A 15,933-nucleotide genomic window follows, 5' to 3' on the forward strand; every position below is an offset into this window, starting at 1 on the left:
ATCGCGGAATCGTTGGGGCAATTGATCAAGCGGCATAGCATTAAGAGCGTGCAATCGCTGCGGCTGCCGGAGCTGATGGAGGCCGAGGTCGTATCCGGCGCGCCGGATTTGAAGATCAAGCTCAAGGGCAGCGATAAGCTGATCATCCCGAAAGAGCTGATCGTCGTCGCGGAGCATCTATGCCGGGTGCATCGCAAGGCGAATCTTACGAACGTCGGGAAGACGTCGATTTCGAAGCAGACGTTCACGGCGGACACGGACCTGGTCATGCAGCATCAGCATTCCGTATCCGTGGACGTCGAGTTGAAGGAGCGCGATTTTACCGCGGAGCAGAGCGAGATTCATTTTCTGAACGAGGACAGCGAAGACGATCTGCTGAAGAAGGGCGACAAGGTGATGGCGCTCTCGTTCGAAGGCGGCCAGAAGTTCTTCGTTCTGGATCGCATCGTGACGTATTAACGCGGGAGGAGGGAGCGCATGTCGTTCGGGGAATTGGTGAAGCGGCACTGCCTCGCGAGCGTGCAGTCGCTGGGGCTGCTGGAGCCGATGGAAGCCGAGGTCGTCTCGGATGCGCCGGACCTGAAGATCAAGCTGAAGGGCAACGATAAGCTGATCATTCCGAAGGAGCTGCTCGTCGTCGCGGAACGGCTGTGCCGGGTCAGGCGCAAGGCGAACATTACGAACGCCGAGAAGGCGGCGATCTCGTCCCAGTCGTTCGAAGCGACCGTCGCGATCGGGGCCCCGGTGGGCAAGAACGATCCGATTCCGCCGGCCCACGATCATCAGTTTACCGTGTCCGTCGCTTTGAAGGACCGGAAGCTGGAGCTCCTCGAGGGCGAGATCCATTACATACGCGAGGACGACAAGGACGATACGCTGCGAACGGGCGACCGCGTGATGGCGTTCGCCTTCGAGGGCGGCCAGAAATATTTCGTGTACGATCGCATCGTGCATTATTAATCGTCGGAGGCAGGCGAGGAGGCATGGGACTTACTCCCGAAATCGAATTTCCGACCGTCATCCAGAAGAAGGCGCCCGCGCTGCGCACCTATAAGCTCGACTTCGAGACGGGCGAGATCGGCCGGCGGATCGACGGGGCGGAAGCCATTCAACAGCTGATTCATAAGGCCGTCCGGACGATACGGTTCAGCCACCCGATCTATTCGGACGACTACGGCTGCGAAATTCAACATATGCTCGGTAAACCGTTTTCCCAAGGCTTTATTCAAGTCGAGATGGTTCGGATGATTACCGAAGCGCTCGTATACGACGAACGCATTCACCGGGTGTACGATTTCACGATCGCTTCGGAAAACGACGAGGTGTACATCGCCTTCTTCGCCGACACGACGCAAGGGACGATTCGTTACGAAGGGGTGTTGTAGCATGGAACAAACTTCGGCGCTCGGCTTCGAGGCGAAGCTGCAGCAGCTGCTCGCCCGCGTCGACGACGGACTCGACAAGAGCGAGGGCTCGGTCATCTACGACGCCTTGGCCCCGATCGCGATGCAGCTGTGGATCGAAGAGAGCAAGTTCCGGAGCATCTTGGAGCAAGCGTTCGCCGTGACGGCGGAGGGGCGATTTTTGGATTCGATCGCCAAGGATTACGGGCTCGAGCGGACGCCGGCCGCGGCGGCAAGAGTCGAGTTGGAGTTTACCGGCGTCATGGGCGCCGCGATTCCGGACGGCACGACGGTCGGGATCGAGAACTCGGACCTGACGTTCGCGACGATCGGGAACGCGACGATCGGCTCCGACGGGAAAGCGGCGGTGCCCGCCCGATGCAAGCAGCCGGGCCCGGCGGGCAACGTGAACGCGGATACGATCCGCCTGCTGTTCGACCCGGTCAAGGACATCTGGACCGTGAACAACAAGCGGCCCGCCGCCGGCGGCCTCGATCAAGAGGCGGACGTCGCGCTCCGGGAACGGATTCTATACCAGAAGCGCAACCCCGAGCACGGCGGGACCGAATCGGACTATAAGCGCTGGGCGCTGTCCGTCACCGGGGTGACGTACGCGGACGCGATCAACTGCAAGCGGGGGCTCGGCACGGTCGACGTCGTCATCGACTGCGAGGGGGACGACGAGGCCCGGGAGGCGATCTTCGCGGAAGTCCGGGAGTTGATCGACCGGAAGAAGCCGCTCGGCGTCGACGTGATCGTCGCGCCGGTCGTTCCGCGAGAGCAGCGGGTCGTCGTTCGCGTATCGGGACTCGGCGAAGCCGCCGCGAAGCAGGCGGTGCACCAGTATCTACGCACGATCGAGATCGGCGGCACGATCTATCTCTCGAAGATCGTGGCGGCCGTCATCGTCGCCGGCGCCTCGGACGCCGTCGTGCTCGAGCCGGAGGAAAACCTTCCGCTGCCCGAATCGAGCAGCTTGAAGGCGGAGGTCGTGATTCTCTTATGACGTCCTTGATCCGCTACCTGCCGGAATATTACCGGGAGAGCCGGCAGATGAACGCGATCCTGGACGCGGCGGCGCCGGACATTCCCGACGTGGAAGGGCGCCTTCTGCACGCGCTGTTCTTGTCCGAGGCGCCGGAGGAATGGCTCGAGCTGTGGAAGCGGGAGCTGCAGGCGCCGGACCGGGACGCGCTGCTCGCCAAGCTGCGTTCCTCGGGCACTTTGAATTTAGATACGATTCTGGCGCTCGGCCTAACGGCGACGGAAACGTACCGGCTCAGCCCGGAAGACGGCTACACGTTGTCCGGGGACGATGCGGTGTTTCCGGACGGAGCGTTCTACGGTCCGCTGATCTCGGCGATTCACGTCGAGCCGGAGCAGGTCGAGGTCGTCCGCAAGCTGATCCAGATCAGCGGATTCGCGGGCTTCCGTTATTGGTTGGCCGTCCATGCGAAATCATCCGTTCGGACCCAACCGCCGAAGGCGGGCATGCTGCGGAGCGTCTATCCGGGGATCGACCGCGAGACGAAGCTGTCCTATGACGAGCTCAGCGGACGCAGCGTCGACACCGCAGGCAGCGTCGCCTTGGTTCGGAGCCACGCGGCCGACGCGGCGAGAGCGGCGTGGTGGTCCCCGAACCTCTTCTTCACCGACTCGCTTCGCTACACGGACGAGACGGTCCGCACGCAGCAAGCCGCCGCGACCGTCGTACGACAACCGATGTAGAAGCAGGAGTAGTAGGAGAAGGGGAAGGAGTAGCAGGAGCAGGAGCAGGAGCAGGAGCAGGAGTAGGAGTAGGAGTAGGAGGTAAAGCACATGGGAGTCAGCTATACGGCGTCGGTGGCCGGGATGCGCACGTTCCAAGCGCTGCATCTCGTGCGAACGACCGACGTCTGGATCGGCATCGGCAAGTCGACGCCGTGGAACGAGGCGGACAGCGCGCCCGAGGTATCCGGTTCGTCGTCCTTGACGGAGCCGATCGGATATAAGAAGGCGGAGAAGGTCCGATTCGTCGTGCCCGACGCGGAAGGCGACATCGTTCAATTCGAGCAGCGGTGGAGGCTGGTCACCGAGGAAGAGGGACGGCAGAGCCTCGCCCGTTGGGTGTACGTCGCGGCGTGGATCGCCGGCGACGAGCTGCCCGCCGTCAGCTATCGGCAAAGCGCGATCGTGACGGGGCTGACGCTCGCGCCGGAGACGCCGCCCGGGAAGCTGGCGGTGCTGGCCGCGGAGGTCGGCGATCACGGGCTGCCCTTGGTCGTGAACTACCGCTCGCCGATTCATCGCGCGGCGGATCAACGGGAGTATCTCGAATTTATCGTGGAGTTCTGATGGGTTTGTCTAGGAGGAGGAGCGTCTCGCTATGAGTGTGTACAATCGATTCGACCCGGCCGACCGCTGGGTATCGCTGCAGGCGAGGAGCGGCCGGCGGCTCCAATCGGCCGAGCTGAACGAAATCCAATCGCTCGCGCTGCACCGCGACAAGCGGATGGGCGACGTCATCTTCGGTTCGGGCCATATTATCGAAGGCGGTCAGGTGTTCGTGTCGCCTCCGCCCGGGAACGAGGCCATCATCTTTCCCGCCTCCGTCTATTTCGACGGCATGATTCACGACATCGGGGAGAAGCGTATCCCGATTACCCGGCAAGGCGAAGAAATCATCGGACTGAAGATCGTCTACGAGACGGTGACGCACGAGACGGAGCCCAAGCTGCTCGATCCGGCGGTCGGCTACGCGAATTTCGGCTCGCCCGGGATGGATCGACGGAAGGCGTCGCCGGAGTGGGTGTTGAACGATCCCGCCGCGACGCCGATGTACCGGCTCGCGAACGGCGAAGTGGTCACGGCCAAGGTGCCGCCGGAGCTGGAGGGCTTTACGCCCGTACTGGCTCGGCGCACGCACGATACGAGCGGAAGCTTCCTCGTCTCGGGCATGGACGGCTTCATCGAGCCGGCCGAGGGAGAGTATGTGAATCTAGTCATCGAAGCGGGGAAGGCGTACGTCCTCGGCTACGAGATCAACCGGCTCGTCCCGACGCGCATACGGCTTCGGAAATCGCTCGACGCCAGAAGCGTATCGGACGAAGTGAAGGTGTATAAGGACGCGGGCTCGGGCGCCGAACCGGTCTATACGCTGAACAGCAAGCCCGTGAAGGCGATCCGCGAAATTACGGCTCGGGTACAGCTCCAGACCGACGTCACGCGCCAAACCGGGGCGGCGGATCCGCTCCCCGAAGAGGCCGTCGTCGATATCGTACGGGTGATGTACAAAGACAAAAATTATGTCAAAGGAACGCACTACCAGCTCGTCGACAACAGCGTCGATTGGTCGATCGGGAACGACCGGCCCGCCGTCGGGGACACGTACTCGGTCGTCTATCAGTTTATGCGGCAGATGGTCCAAGACGAGGATTATCGACTGGACGCCTCCGCGAACGGGGTCGCGTGGCTGAACAAGATGCGCCCGGTGCCCGACTCGCTCTTCAATGTCACCTATGACTACTATTTAGCCCGCAAGGACGCCTTCTACTTGACCCCCGACGGGCAAATTCGAATCGCGACGGGACAATCGGACGTACATCCGCCGCTGCCGCCCGTTCCGCCGGACATCCTCGAGCTCGGGGAGCTTCACTTCCCTCCGGCGAGCGCCGAGGTCGCCGTCGTGAACTACAAGCCCAAGCGGCTGACCATGCTGGAGCTGCGTTCGCTGCTCGATCGTCTGGAGCGCGCCGAATACAATCAGGCGATGCTGGAGCTGGAGCGTTCCGCCCAGATCGCGGATCCGACGACGCAGAAGAAGGGCATTCTCACCGATAACTTCACGAACTTCGAGCGCATCGATTTCGGCAAGGGGTTCGACGCCATGATCGATCCGGCGAATCAGACGCTGCAGCTGCCCGCGACGCAAACGTTCGAGCAGCTGACCTTCGAGAGCGGGGAGTCGGTCCGGCGGCACGAGCGGCTGCTCACGCTGGATTACACCGAACAGGTCGTCATCGAGCAGAGCTACGCGACCGAATCGCTGAACGTGAACCCTTACCAGGTGTTCGGCGCGCAGGCGACGATTCGCCTTACGCCGTCTCAAGACGCTTGGGTCGAGCAGACGGTCGTCTCCAACGTCGTATGGGGCTGGTGGGATGCGTGGTGGGGCGGCAGCCGGACGGAAACCAGGGTCATTCTCGACGAGCATATCCCGTTCATCCGGCAGCGCGTCGTCGCCGTGCACGGCGAAGGCTTCGAGCCGAACGCCGACAATTTGCAGGCGACGTTCGACGGCGTCCCGGTGGCGCTTCAGCCGGCCGCGGGTTACGGGGCGGGCACGTCGCCGGGGACGGTGAAGGCGAACGGAGCCGGCCGCTTCGTCGCGAGCTTTACGATTCCGGAGAACATCCGAACCGGTACGCGGGAAGTGCGAATTTTCAATTATGTATAGAGGGGGATAACGGTGGCGGAAATCCAAAACGAATCGAGAACCTCATACGTCGGCGTCGGTCGCAGGCAGCTCATCGAGCAGACGTTCTGGCAGGTGCCTTGGTGGAATCAGATCGACCCGCTCGCGCAAACGTTCTTGCTGCTGGAAGAAAGACTCGTGACGAGCGTCGAGCTGTTCTTCGCGACGAAGGACGCCGATTCCGCAGGATATACGGCGAAGCCCGTGACCCTGCAGCTGCGGAACGTCGTGAACGGGTACCCGGGAACGACGGTGCTGGCGTCCAAGGTGTTGGAGGCGAGCGCGGTCAAGGTGTCGGCGAAGGGAGAGACGGCCACCAAATTCACGTTCGCCGATCCGGTGCTGCTGCAGGCGAACGTCGAATACGCGCTCGTCATTCTAACCGGTTCCAGTCAATACCGGGTTTACGTCGCCAAGATGAGCGCGAAGGATCTGGCGACCGGCAACGCCGTATCCCGGCAGCCCTACGACGTCGGCGTGCTCTTCTCGAGCTCCAACGCGACGGCATGGACGGCGCATCAGGATACGGATTTGAAATTCCGCCTGTACGCGGCCGAATTCAAGAAGACGGAGAGCAAGCTGTATTTCGGAAGCAAGACGCTGTCCGAGGCGGCCTCCCAGCTGCTGTTGTCCACGAGCCAGGTAGTGCCGCAAGGAAGCAACCTGCAGTGGCAGTGGTCCTCGGACGGCGCGAATTGGTACGCCTTGAACGATACGGGCGTGACGGCGCTGGGCGCCCCGACGCGGCACATTCAAGTTCGCGCCGCGTTATCCGGCACGAAGAAGAGCTCGCCGGTCATCCAGACCGAAGCGATCGGCGCCGTCGCGCTGTCCTATAAGACGACGGGCACGTACGTCAGCAAGGAATGGTTCACGAACGATGCGTTCACGAAAATTACGATGTACATCGATGTATATAAGCCTTCCGGAACCGCGCAGGCCGCGGACTTCAGCGTGAACGGGGGCGACGCCTGGGTTGCGCTCGGCGAGGGCGCGGCGGTCCGGCAGTACGGGCAATACACGCAGTACAAATACGAAGCGACGGTCCCCGCCTCGAATCGGGTGCGCATTCGGATCCGGCAGTCGAATTCGGAGTCCGCGCGAGCGGAGACGCCGAAGGCCAGGCGGTTGATGGTGACGTTGTCCTAGAATTTAGAAAAGAGCGGGTGAAGAGGCGATGGCGAGTACCCACCGCATTACGTTAGACCCGGCCGCTCCCGACAGCCTGTACGCCGGCGCGCAGAAGGTGAACGCGGCGCTGGACGAGGCGGAGGCCCGGCTGGAGAGACTGGAAAAGCTGGAGCAGGAATGGAACGTGAAGATCGGCAACGCGCTATGCCTGCAATGGATGGAGGTGTGACGATGGCTTACGAAGCGTATTCCGCGGTCGATCTGTACGGCGGACAGCCCGGGGCGGCGCTGACCGACCTGGTGACGTTGAAGCACAAGACGATTCTGAAGAACATCGTCATTCACAATACGACGAGTTCCTCTTCGAAGCTGCGGCTGTACATCATCCGTCCGGGCAAGACGATCGGCCCCGAGACGCAGCGGATCGGAACGAGCATCGCGAGCGAGGACACCGTGAAGTTCTCCTTCGAGACGGTGCTGCCCAAGGGGACGAAGATCGCGGCTTTGCAGACGCCCGCGGGCGCGCTGTCCCTCGATATCTCCGGAGTCGAGGTGATCTCGGTTGTATAGCTCTTTGAAGGGGACGACGAACGGGGGCGGGACGACGACCGTGCGGCGTTCCTTCCCCGTCGCGCCGGGCGAGACGATCCGCAAGGGCGACGTCGTGACGGTGTTCGACAATCTGGCGTACAAGAACGCCGAGCTGCCCCTCGACGCGCTGCCGAAATTCAGCCCGGACGTCCTCTACGTGCAGCCCGACGAACAGAGCCGGGCGGTCCATGCGATCGGGGAGGACGAATTCATTCAGATCGCTTCGACGGACCATCGCATCCGAATTACACGGTTCGACGCCGGGCCCGACGGCATCGTCGAGAAAGCCGGCAAGCTGCTGCCGGTGCTCGGGGTCGAAGGGATCGACAGGATGGTATTCAAGCCGCTCGACGAAGGGACCGGCCTGCTCTGTTACCTGGAGCATAACACGGCGCTGTGGCGGTTCCTCGCGGTGCGATGGGGGGACGGCGACGGAGTGGAACTGGGCAGCCCGTTCGTTACGGAGTTGAACACGAACGGTCTTCCGGAGATCGAGTCCGCGTCGCCGGATTCGTTCGTCATGGTATGGCATTGCGTGCTGGCGGAGCCTCCGCGGATGAAAGCCCGCGTCGGCGTCATCGGCGCCGATCTGTCCATTGCGATGCCGGCGGACGCTTACGCGTTCGAGGCGGTGCCCTTGCTGAGCGACCGGTTCGCCTTCGCGAAGCTCGGAGAGGGACGATACGTCGTCAATATCGTGATCGACGAGCCTCAGCCTACGGTTGCGACCCAAACGTTGTCCGTGGCGGAAGGGCTGATCAACCTTGGGGAGAGAGCGGTCTGGAGGCCGCATGCCTCGAAGAACGTAGAGCTGCGGGCGCTCGTCATGTCCCCGGATCACTACGTCCTACTCAACAAGATGGAGAGAGGATTGGATATCTATAACATCGGTATGCGCGACAACAAGCCGACGATGGCGGCCCCGTTCCAAGTTACGATCAGCGATCTCTTCTTCGATGCGATCCGCCTGTCGGAACAACGGTTCGTGCTTGCCTATAACGACCGAAACGCAGGAAGCCTGACGACGACCATGTTCCAAGCGCCCTCGTCCAGTATTGCCGCGCTGCCGATGTTTACGAAGGGGCAATTCGGCACGATTCGAGGGAACGCGAATCGGCTTCGCTTCCTGCCGCTTGGGGATTCGTTGTACGTTCTTACGTTTAATAGCGCGGCCAGCTCCTATGCCGATTACACGCAGGCGCTCCTGCTTCGCATGACGGCGGACATGACCGCGTTCGAGGACGTCCTGGTCAAGGAACAGCTGACGAACGTGTGGGACCGGGGCTGCGAGGCCGAATATTTCCACTTCTGCGCGCTCGGAACGACCGGCCGATTCATCGTGTCCGGCAACGGCCGAATGAAGCTGTTCCGGTGCGGATGGACGCCGCTCCGGTTCATCGACGCGGGGGTGGGAGAGTTCTCCTTGGAGACGGGCGATTACTATTCCAGCGGCCGCTTGTTCGACGCCGTCGCGCTGTCGAACGGCTTCGTCGTTTTGGCTTACCGGGAGCGGGATACCTGGCACGGCAAGCTGTCCGTCTTCGAGCCTCGTTCCGGCGGGTACCGGCCGATCGCGTCGCACACGTTCTCGTACAGCCATGTCGACAACCTGGCGATCGTGGAGATCGTGCCGGGGAAGTTCGCTCTGCAATACAGGCAGCGCATCAAGCCGACGTACGACGGCGGCGGCTCCGAGCGGGAGGTGAAGGTGCTCGTCGCCAAGGTGACTGGCGAAGGGATCACGGAGAAGGCGACGACAAGCTTCGAACCGGAGCCGTATCAGGAAACCCGGTTGTTCCCGCTCGCCGGCGACCGGCTGCTCGTCCTCGGGCTCAACCATAAGATCGACCTGTTCGCCCGCGTCTTTCGGTATCGGGAATCGGGCGCGACCCCGAGCTTCGAGCCGCTCGGCGAGGCGCTGCGCTTGGATTACGAGCGAGCGAACTTCACGTCGGCGCGGCTCGGGCCGAATCTGTTCGCCGCGACTTCGGCCGGGAGCTTCCTCGTCGAAGCGAGAGAGGACGGGACGCTGATTTCCAGCGGCAGATTGTCCTTAGAGACGAACGGCAGCGTTACGCACGGCATGCTGGACGACGAAGACGGTCACGTCGCGTTCCTCCTGACCGATTCGGCGAGCGGGGCGATCGAAACCGTCCGGTACGCGAAGCTCGGCGGCAGGCTGCTCCAAGCGGGCGATGCGGCGGCGCGGAAGGAGAAGATGGAAGGGGTCGTCACGGAGCTTCGGAACCTGCGGGGGAAGACGGCATTCGTCTATAAGGCGAGATGGACGAAGGGCATGACGTCTCAGCCGGGCCGGCCCGCTTCGGATCTGCGGCTAGCGCTGCTGGATACGGGCTCCGCGGCGGACGGCGCGCCTCCGCAGGACCGGTTTTATCCGTTCCCTTCGTCGCAGGATACGCCTTCCGTCTTCCTGCCGATCGACGACCGCCGAGCGTTCTGCGCGATGTCGGACGGCCGAAACAATCAGCTGTACACGATCGCTTATCTAGACGACGCCCACCTCGCCTTCGGCCGGCCGTATCTAACCCCTAGCGGCATCGCGGGTTCGGACGGAATCGAAGGGCAGTCGATCGAAGTGACGCTCCGCGGGATCGCGGAGGTGCCCGGCGCGACCCTGCAAGCCGGGACCGCGTACGCATCGGGGAGAGACGGCCGGCTGTCGGTCGAGCCGGGGGGCCGGACCGTCGGGGTGGCCGTATCGGCAAGCGAGCTGTTGATCGAATAAAACGAACGTCAACGGGGCTGCCCTTCAAGTAGAGTAGGAATCTACTTGGAGGGCAGCCCCGCTGCGGTTAACCCCGCGCTTCCAGCAGGATGCGCTGCAGGTCGGGTTCCTTATCGAGGATATGCTGGAACGATTCCCGGCTCAGCGTAATGAACATCGTCGGGACGAGCGTCGTAATCGTCGCCGTTCGCGCGACGTTGCGCAGAAGCGCCACTTCGCCGAAGAAGTCGCCGTCGCTCAGCACGGCCAGCTTGCTCGTTGCGCCGTCGATCTCCTTCGACACCTCGACCTTGCCGCGGACGACGATGTAGAACTTATCGCCCGGATCTCCTTCCCGAATGACGACCTTGCCCGTCGGGAACGACTCGGTGACGAACAGCGGTGAGATCTCCGTCAAGAATGCGAGATCCGCCGCTTCGAACAGCGGCACCTTCTTCAGCTTCGCCGGCTGGATCACGGCATGGATGCCGTCGTCGCTGAAGGAGAAGCCGCTCTGCTTCTCCCAAGCTTCGGCGTATTTTCCCTGTGTCGCCAGCAGCGCTTCATGCGTTCCTTGCTCGACGAGCCGGCCTTTGTCCAGCACGAAGATGCGGTCCGCCTGCTCCGCGGAGGCGAGGCGATGCGTGATGGAGACGACGGTCGTCGTTCGAGCGAGGTTCAGAATCGTCTTGTTGACCGCTTCTTCCGTCGCCGGATCGAGCGCGGAGGTCGCCTCGTCCAAGATGAGGAGGCGCGGATTGCGGATCATGGCGCGCGCGATGCCGATCCGCTGGCGCTGCCCGCCGGACAGTCTGCCGCCGCGTTCCCCCGCGAGCGTGTCATAGCGCTCAGGGAGCGTCATAATGAAATCGTGAATTTCCGCCGCTCGCGCCGCCCGTTCGACGTCCTCGTCGGAAGCCGCCGGATTGCCGAGCCGGATGTTCTCGCGAAGCGAAATGTTGAACAGGAAGTTGTCCTGGAACACGATGCTGATCTGGCTTCGAAGCGACTGTTGGGTAACGCGGGCGATATCGACGCCGTCGTATCGGACGCTTCCTTCGTTCGGGTCGTAGAAGCGCATCAGCAAATTAATGATGGTGCTCTTCCCCGAGCCGCTGGAGCCGACGAAGGCGGCGTAGGAGCCGTAAGGAATCTGCAACCGGATGTCCGACAAGTTCGTCTGTCCCTTCGCGTACCCGAAGGAGACGCCGCGGAACTCGATGCCGTCGGAGAGCGGGGACAGCGTCTTCGCGTCCGGCGCGTCGGTCACGGCCGGCTGCTCGTCCAAAATTTCGGTAATCCGTTCCATCCCGGCCGACGCTTGCATCATCTGCGGCACGATCCAAGTGACCGCCGCCACCAAATTGCTTAACGTAAGCAGAATGGTGCTGAAGGCGAGCAGCGAACCGATCGAGAGCAGACCGTTGAAGGCGAGCGCCGAACCGATGCAGATCGCGATCAAATTCAAGACGACCGTGCCGAGGTTCGTCGTGCGGTCCACCAAGAAGGACAAGAAGTGCGAGCGGGACGCCTTGCGTACGTATCGGTCCATCGCGTCGGCGAACTGATCGTTCATTCGACCCTGCAAGCCGAACGCCTTCACGACCGTCTGCGCGCCGAGATTTTCCTGAATCGTTCCCGTGATTCCCGCCTGCTCCTCCTTCAGCTCGTAATTGGCGTCGTACGCGCGCGCGCCGAACAGCTTCGGGCCGACGAGACAGAGCGGCAGCCCGGCGAGCGCGACGAGCGCGAGCTGCCATTGGAGCAGGAAGAGAACGATTACGTTCAGAAATAAGCCGAGGAACGAGAGCAGCACGTAAGGCAGCATCATGACGAACGCGTCCACGGACGCGAGGTCGGAGTTGAAGCGGGCGAGCAGGTCCCCCGCGCCCCGCCGGGAGAAAAATTCCATCGACATGCCTTGGATGTGCCGGAACAATCGCTCGTGCATATCCTTCATAACGCGCGGACCGACGAACGCGTACGTGCGGTCCCGCACGACGCCCATCCCCGCGGCCAGCGCCGCGCCGACGACCAAGGCGCCGAGAATGAGAAGCAGTCGTTGGAAATCCTGCGGTATGATTGCAGAGTCGACGACGATTTTGAAGCTGACCGGCAGCAGCGTCTCGAAGGCGAGCTCTACCAGCAGCGCCAAGAGAAGAATCGCGGACGGCTTCTTGTAGTTACGGAAATAGGCGGGCAACGCCTTGAAAATGAAAAGCATAGCGACCTCCCCGCGGTTATACGCTGCCGACTTCGTGTTTCGCTTCGAACATGCGGGCGTAGGCTTTGCGCGGCCGCCCGAGGGCGGCCCCCCGATGATATGCGTACCCGGCGACGAGCGGGAAGGCGAGCGTCGCCTCGGCGTAAACCATCTGTTCCCGCGCCTTGTTCACCTTCCCCCAGCTGTGCGCTTCCTTCAGCGTGGACCCGGACAAGCCGCCGTCGCGTTCGTCCGCCACCGTAATTTGCACGGTGTACTTGTGCATCTCGACTTCGTAGCCGAGCAGCTCCGCGGCGACAACCGTATCCTGCGCGAAGTTCTTCGGAACGCCGCCGCCGATCATGAACAGCCCGGTCGTTCCCGCCTTCACCTTCAGCATCGTCAGCTCGCGGAAGTCCTTCACGCTGTCGATGGAGACGTGGCGCTCCGGATTCGCGAATTGATGGGCGACGAGTCCGAAGCCGGCGGAGCAATCCGAGAAGGCGGGGACGAAGATCGGCACGTCGTGCTCGTATGCGGCTTTAACGACGGAACGTACGGCCGCGCCCGTCTCCTGTTCCGCTTCCGCCAAGTATTTGCCCATCTCCCGCAAGAACTCGCGGCTGGATAGGACGCCGGAACCGAGCCGATCCGCGATGCGGCGAATCGTCTCGTCGCACACGCGCAAGTCGTTCTCGTCGATGAACGTGTCGTAGATGCGGTCGATGCTGTTGGCTCGCAAGTATTCGTCGTCTATGAACGGCGTGCCCTTATAGTGCCGGAATCCTAAAGCTTCGAAAAAATCCTGATCGACGACGTTCGCGCCCGTCGATACGATCGCATCCACCATCCGGTGCTCGATCATGTCGACGACGACATCCTTCAGTCCGGCGCTGAACAGGCTGCCGGCCATACAGAGGATGACGGAACAGCCTTCTTCCCTAAGCATCGTGTCATAAATTTGCGCCGCTTCGTACAAATTCCTGGACTGAAACGCCATATCCTTCATGGCGTCTACATAAGCAACGACATTATGCGCCTTCATGTCGATATGCTTGATTTCTTCCTGAAGCAACTCGTGTTTTCCCACTCGCAAGCCCCTCGTCTGTGTGATATAAATAGAGAATATCGTATGATAGTACTATTTGGAAGATAGAATAGAAACGCGTCGAAATCGATCGAACATCATAGTGCTTTAGACGGGGAATGGGAGTGATCGGAGCATGATGCATCCGGATACGGAGCTTCGGTATATTAACGATTCGATCGGCGTCGGCATCTTCGCCACGAGGAGGATTCCGAAGGGGACGGTGACCTGGGCGCTGGACGGCTTGGATCAGCGGTTCCGCGAAGACGAAGTGGCGGCGCTGGACGACGCCCGCAAGGCGATCGTCCTCAAATATTCGTTCCGCAACCAGGACGGCTTGTACATCCTGTGCTGGGATCACGGGCGATTCATTAATCACAGCTTCAACGCTAACTGCGTCGCCACGGCGTACGACATCCAGCTCGCGGCGCGGGACATCGAGCCCGGGGAACAGCTGTGCGACGATTACGGGGTGCTGAACATGGACGAGCCGTTCGATTGCTTTCCGGAAGAAGGCTCGACTCGAACCCGCGTATTGCCGGACGACCTGCTGCATTATTACGAAGAATGGGATGCGCAGGCGACGGAGGCGTTCCGCTATTTTCGTCAGGTAAATCAGCCTCTAGGGCATCTCATTCCGCGGGGGTTCGCCGAGAAGATCGATCGAATCGCAAGGCTCGGGGAGCCGATCGACTCGGTTATCGCCACGTATTACGACAGGCGCGGACGGTTCTCGAGTCCCGACCCCGCCGTACGCATTCGCGAGCTGCGGGCCGAGAAGGCGCCGTCGCCGCCGGACATATAGAGGAGGAATCGCGATGCTTCATCCGGATACGGAGCTGCGCTACGTCGACGAGACGATCGGTTTCGGCGTCTTCGCGCGCAAGCGAATTCCGAAGGGGACGATTACGTGGGCGTTGGACGAGCTGGATCGGCATTTCACGGAGGAGGAAGTATCGGCGTTAGACGATCTGCGGCGAAACTACTTTCTGAAATATTCGTACCGCGACCAGCGCGGACTCTACATTTTGTGCTGGGATTATGGAAAATACATGAACCACAGCTTCGATGCCAATTGCGTGGGCACGGCTTACGAGCTGGAGCTGGCGGCCCGGGATATCGAGGCGGGCGAGCAGCTGACGAGCGACTACGGGACGCTGAACGTCGACGAGCCGTTCGACTGCTTGCCGGAGGAAGGGAGCTCGCGCCTCCGGGTCATGCCCGACGATCTGCTCCGATACGCGGAAACGTGGGATCGGCTCGCGGCGGACGCCTTCGCGCGGTTCAACGAGGTAGAGCAGCCGTTGAAGCACTTGATGAAGCCGGAGTTCGCCCGGAAGATCGAAGGGATTACGACGCGGGGCGAGCCGCTGGATTCGATCGCGTCTTTCTACTATGCGGGGCGGCGGGAGCGGGAAACGTCCTGAGTCGGGAGCGTCAGGGCGTTGAGAACATCCGTCCTGCACTTGGACATGAAATTCTCCCTTTCATCGGCATGATCGAGGCGTCCTTCGCTTACTGAACAGGAAAAACTCCTTAATAATAAGCGGGAAATGACGATATCCCTTGATTTTGGCGGAATAAGAGGGAGACTTTCCCTCCGCGGTACTTCCCTCGATGCGAGCCGCCCGAGAACCAAAGAAAAACGGGGCGGTCCGTCCAGGCGTTCGAGACCTGGGGACCGCCCCGTTCTTTAGTTTTTCGGAGAGGCGAGCCGCTCCACCAGCTCCGCCAAGCGGGCGATCGTCTGCTTGCCGCCTTCGACCGCGCCGTAGTTTTCGACGGCTTGCCTCAACTGCTCGGCCGAGCGGAACCGCGAATGCATCGATAACGCCGTGTCGCCGTTCCGGTCCTCGAGCGTCACCGTCACGCGGAACTGTTCTTCGTCCCCGGGCTCGCCATGCGAATAGACGAGACGTTCGGGACGAACGACCTCCCGATAGGTGATCAGGTTCGGATACGCCGTGCCGTCGGGACCGTGCATCACGTATTCCCATTGACCGTTCGGCCGGGCTTCGAATCGGCTCGTCGTCGTAGAGAAGCCGATCGGCCCCCACCACATCGCGAGATGGTTCGGATCCGTGAACGCGTCGAACACGAGCTCGCGAGGCGCGCGGAACGTTCGCTTCACGACGATTTCCTGCTGTTCTACGTAGGCTTCCGTGTTGAATGCCGACATCAAGTTCCCTCCAGTTCAAATTCTTTGTTCTTGAACCGAGTGTATCATAAATTGAATATTCCCGTAAAGGAATATACAGAATCATTTTCCGACAACGATACGTTATTTCCCCGGAAATCGACAGGAACCGATCCCGTTTCGCATAAAAGTCGTTACAACGG

At 61.6% G+C, this 15,933-nt stretch carries 16 protein-coding genes; 13 read left to right on the forward strand and 3 right to left on the reverse strand.

The genetic code is table 11. The annotated features are described in order from the left end of the window. The first annotated feature begins 21 nt into the window (after window positions 1-21). From RIN49_RS18025 to RIN49_RS18075, 11 genes are all read left to right on the forward strand, one after another. Entirely contained in the window at window positions 22-459 is a 438-nt protein-coding gene (locus tag RIN49_RS18025) for a DUF2577 family protein (protein ID WP_309121547.1), read from the forward strand. Between the two features lie 18 nt (window positions 460-477). Then, the gene (locus RIN49_RS18030; RefSeq protein WP_309121548.1) at window positions 478-960 is read left to right on the forward strand and encodes a DUF2577 family protein; all 483 of its coding nucleotides are present in this window, start codon (window positions 478-480) and stop codon (window positions 958-960) included. Window positions 961-983: 23 nt separating this feature from the next. Then, a complete protein-coding gene (locus tag RIN49_RS18035) occupies window positions 984-1,385 on the forward strand; it encodes a DUF2634 domain-containing protein (protein ID WP_309121549.1) in 402 nt (133 codons plus the stop codon). A 1-nt stretch (window position 1,386) separates the two neighbouring features. Beyond that, complete coding sequence (locus RIN49_RS18040) at window positions 1,387-2,409, forward strand: baseplate J/gp47 family protein (RefSeq protein ID WP_309121550.1); 1,023 nt, start codon at window positions 1,387-1,389, stop codon at window positions 2,407-2,409. After that, the gene (locus tag RIN49_RS18045) at window positions 2,406-3,131 is read left to right on the forward strand and encodes a hypothetical protein (protein WP_309121551.1); all 726 of its coding nucleotides are present in this window, start codon (window positions 2,406-2,408) and stop codon (window positions 3,129-3,131) included. The genes RIN49_RS18040 and RIN49_RS18045 overlap by 4 nt, the downstream gene beginning before the upstream one ends. Before the next feature lie 90 nt (window positions 3,132-3,221). After that, complete coding sequence (locus RIN49_RS18050; RefSeq protein WP_309121552.1) at window positions 3,222-3,737, forward strand: hypothetical protein; 516 nt, start codon at window positions 3,222-3,224, stop codon at window positions 3,735-3,737. Window positions 3,738-3,768: 31 nt separating this feature from the next. Beyond that, window positions 3,769-5,838: a DUF4815 domain-containing protein gene (locus RIN49_RS18055; RefSeq protein ID WP_309121553.1), complete on the forward strand. Its 2,070-nt coding sequence runs from the start codon at window positions 3,769-3,771 to the stop codon at window positions 5,836-5,838. Window positions 5,839-5,850: 12 nt separating this feature from the next. Further along, a complete protein-coding gene (locus tag RIN49_RS18060; RefSeq protein WP_309121554.1) occupies window positions 5,851-7,005 on the forward strand; it encodes a hypothetical protein in 1,155 nt (384 codons plus the stop codon). Window positions 7,006-7,033: 28 nt separating this feature from the next. Further along, entirely contained in the window at window positions 7,034-7,216 is a 183-nt protein-coding gene (locus RIN49_RS18065) for a hypothetical protein (protein ID WP_138194464.1), read from the forward strand. 2 nt (window positions 7,217-7,218) lie between these two features. Further along, the gene (locus RIN49_RS18070) at window positions 7,219-7,557 is read left to right on the forward strand and encodes a hypothetical protein (RefSeq protein ID WP_309121555.1); all 339 of its coding nucleotides are present in this window, start codon (window positions 7,219-7,221) and stop codon (window positions 7,555-7,557) included. Further along, window positions 7,550-10,324, forward strand: a complete 2,775-nt coding sequence (locus RIN49_RS18075) for a hypothetical protein (RefSeq protein ID WP_309121556.1) — start codon at window positions 7,550-7,552, stop codon at window positions 10,322-10,324. Before RIN49_RS18070 ends, RIN49_RS18075 begins: the two co-directional genes overlap by 8 nt. Window positions 10,325-10,391: 67 nt before the next feature. Here the strand turns inward: RIN49_RS18075 and RIN49_RS18080 are convergent, their stop codons facing one another. Together RIN49_RS18080 and RIN49_RS18085 are read right to left on the reverse strand one after the other, a co-directional pair. Beyond that, window positions 10,392-12,527, reverse strand: a complete 2,136-nt coding sequence (locus RIN49_RS18080) for an ABC transporter transmembrane domain-containing protein (RefSeq protein WP_309121557.1) — start codon at window positions 12,525-12,527, stop codon at window positions 10,392-10,394. A 16-nt stretch (window positions 12,528-12,543) separates the two neighbouring features. Beyond that, window positions 12,544-13,596, reverse strand: coding sequence for a 1,9-bis(guanidino)-5-aza-nonane synthase (locus RIN49_RS18085; protein ID WP_309121558.1), 1,053 nt, complete (start codon window positions 13,594-13,596; stop codon window positions 12,544-12,546). Window positions 13,597-13,729: 133 nt separating this feature from the next. Here RIN49_RS18085 and RIN49_RS18090 point away from each other — a divergent pair, with 133 nt between their 5' ends. Together RIN49_RS18090 and RIN49_RS18095 are read left to right on the forward strand one after the other, a co-directional pair. After that, window positions 13,730-14,398: an SET domain-containing protein gene (locus tag RIN49_RS18090; protein WP_309121559.1), complete on the forward strand. Its 669-nt coding sequence runs from the start codon at window positions 13,730-13,732 to the stop codon at window positions 14,396-14,398. A 13-nt stretch (window positions 14,399-14,411) separates the two neighbouring features. Beyond that, complete coding sequence (locus RIN49_RS18095) at window positions 14,412-15,020, forward strand: SET domain-containing protein (protein ID WP_309121560.1); 609 nt, start codon at window positions 14,412-14,414, stop codon at window positions 15,018-15,020. Window positions 15,021-15,286: 266 nt separating this feature from the next. Here the strand turns inward: RIN49_RS18095 and RIN49_RS18100 are convergent, their stop codons facing one another. Continuing rightward, a complete protein-coding gene (locus tag RIN49_RS18100) occupies window positions 15,287-15,772 on the reverse strand; it encodes an SRPBCC family protein (protein ID WP_309121561.1) in 486 nt (161 codons plus the stop codon). Window positions 15,773-15,933: the final 161 nt, after the last annotated feature.

This window comes from Paenibacillus sp. (genome assembly GCF_031177825.1).
GTDB lineage: Bacteria > Bacillota > Bacilli > Paenibacillales > YIM-B00363 > Paenibacillus_AE.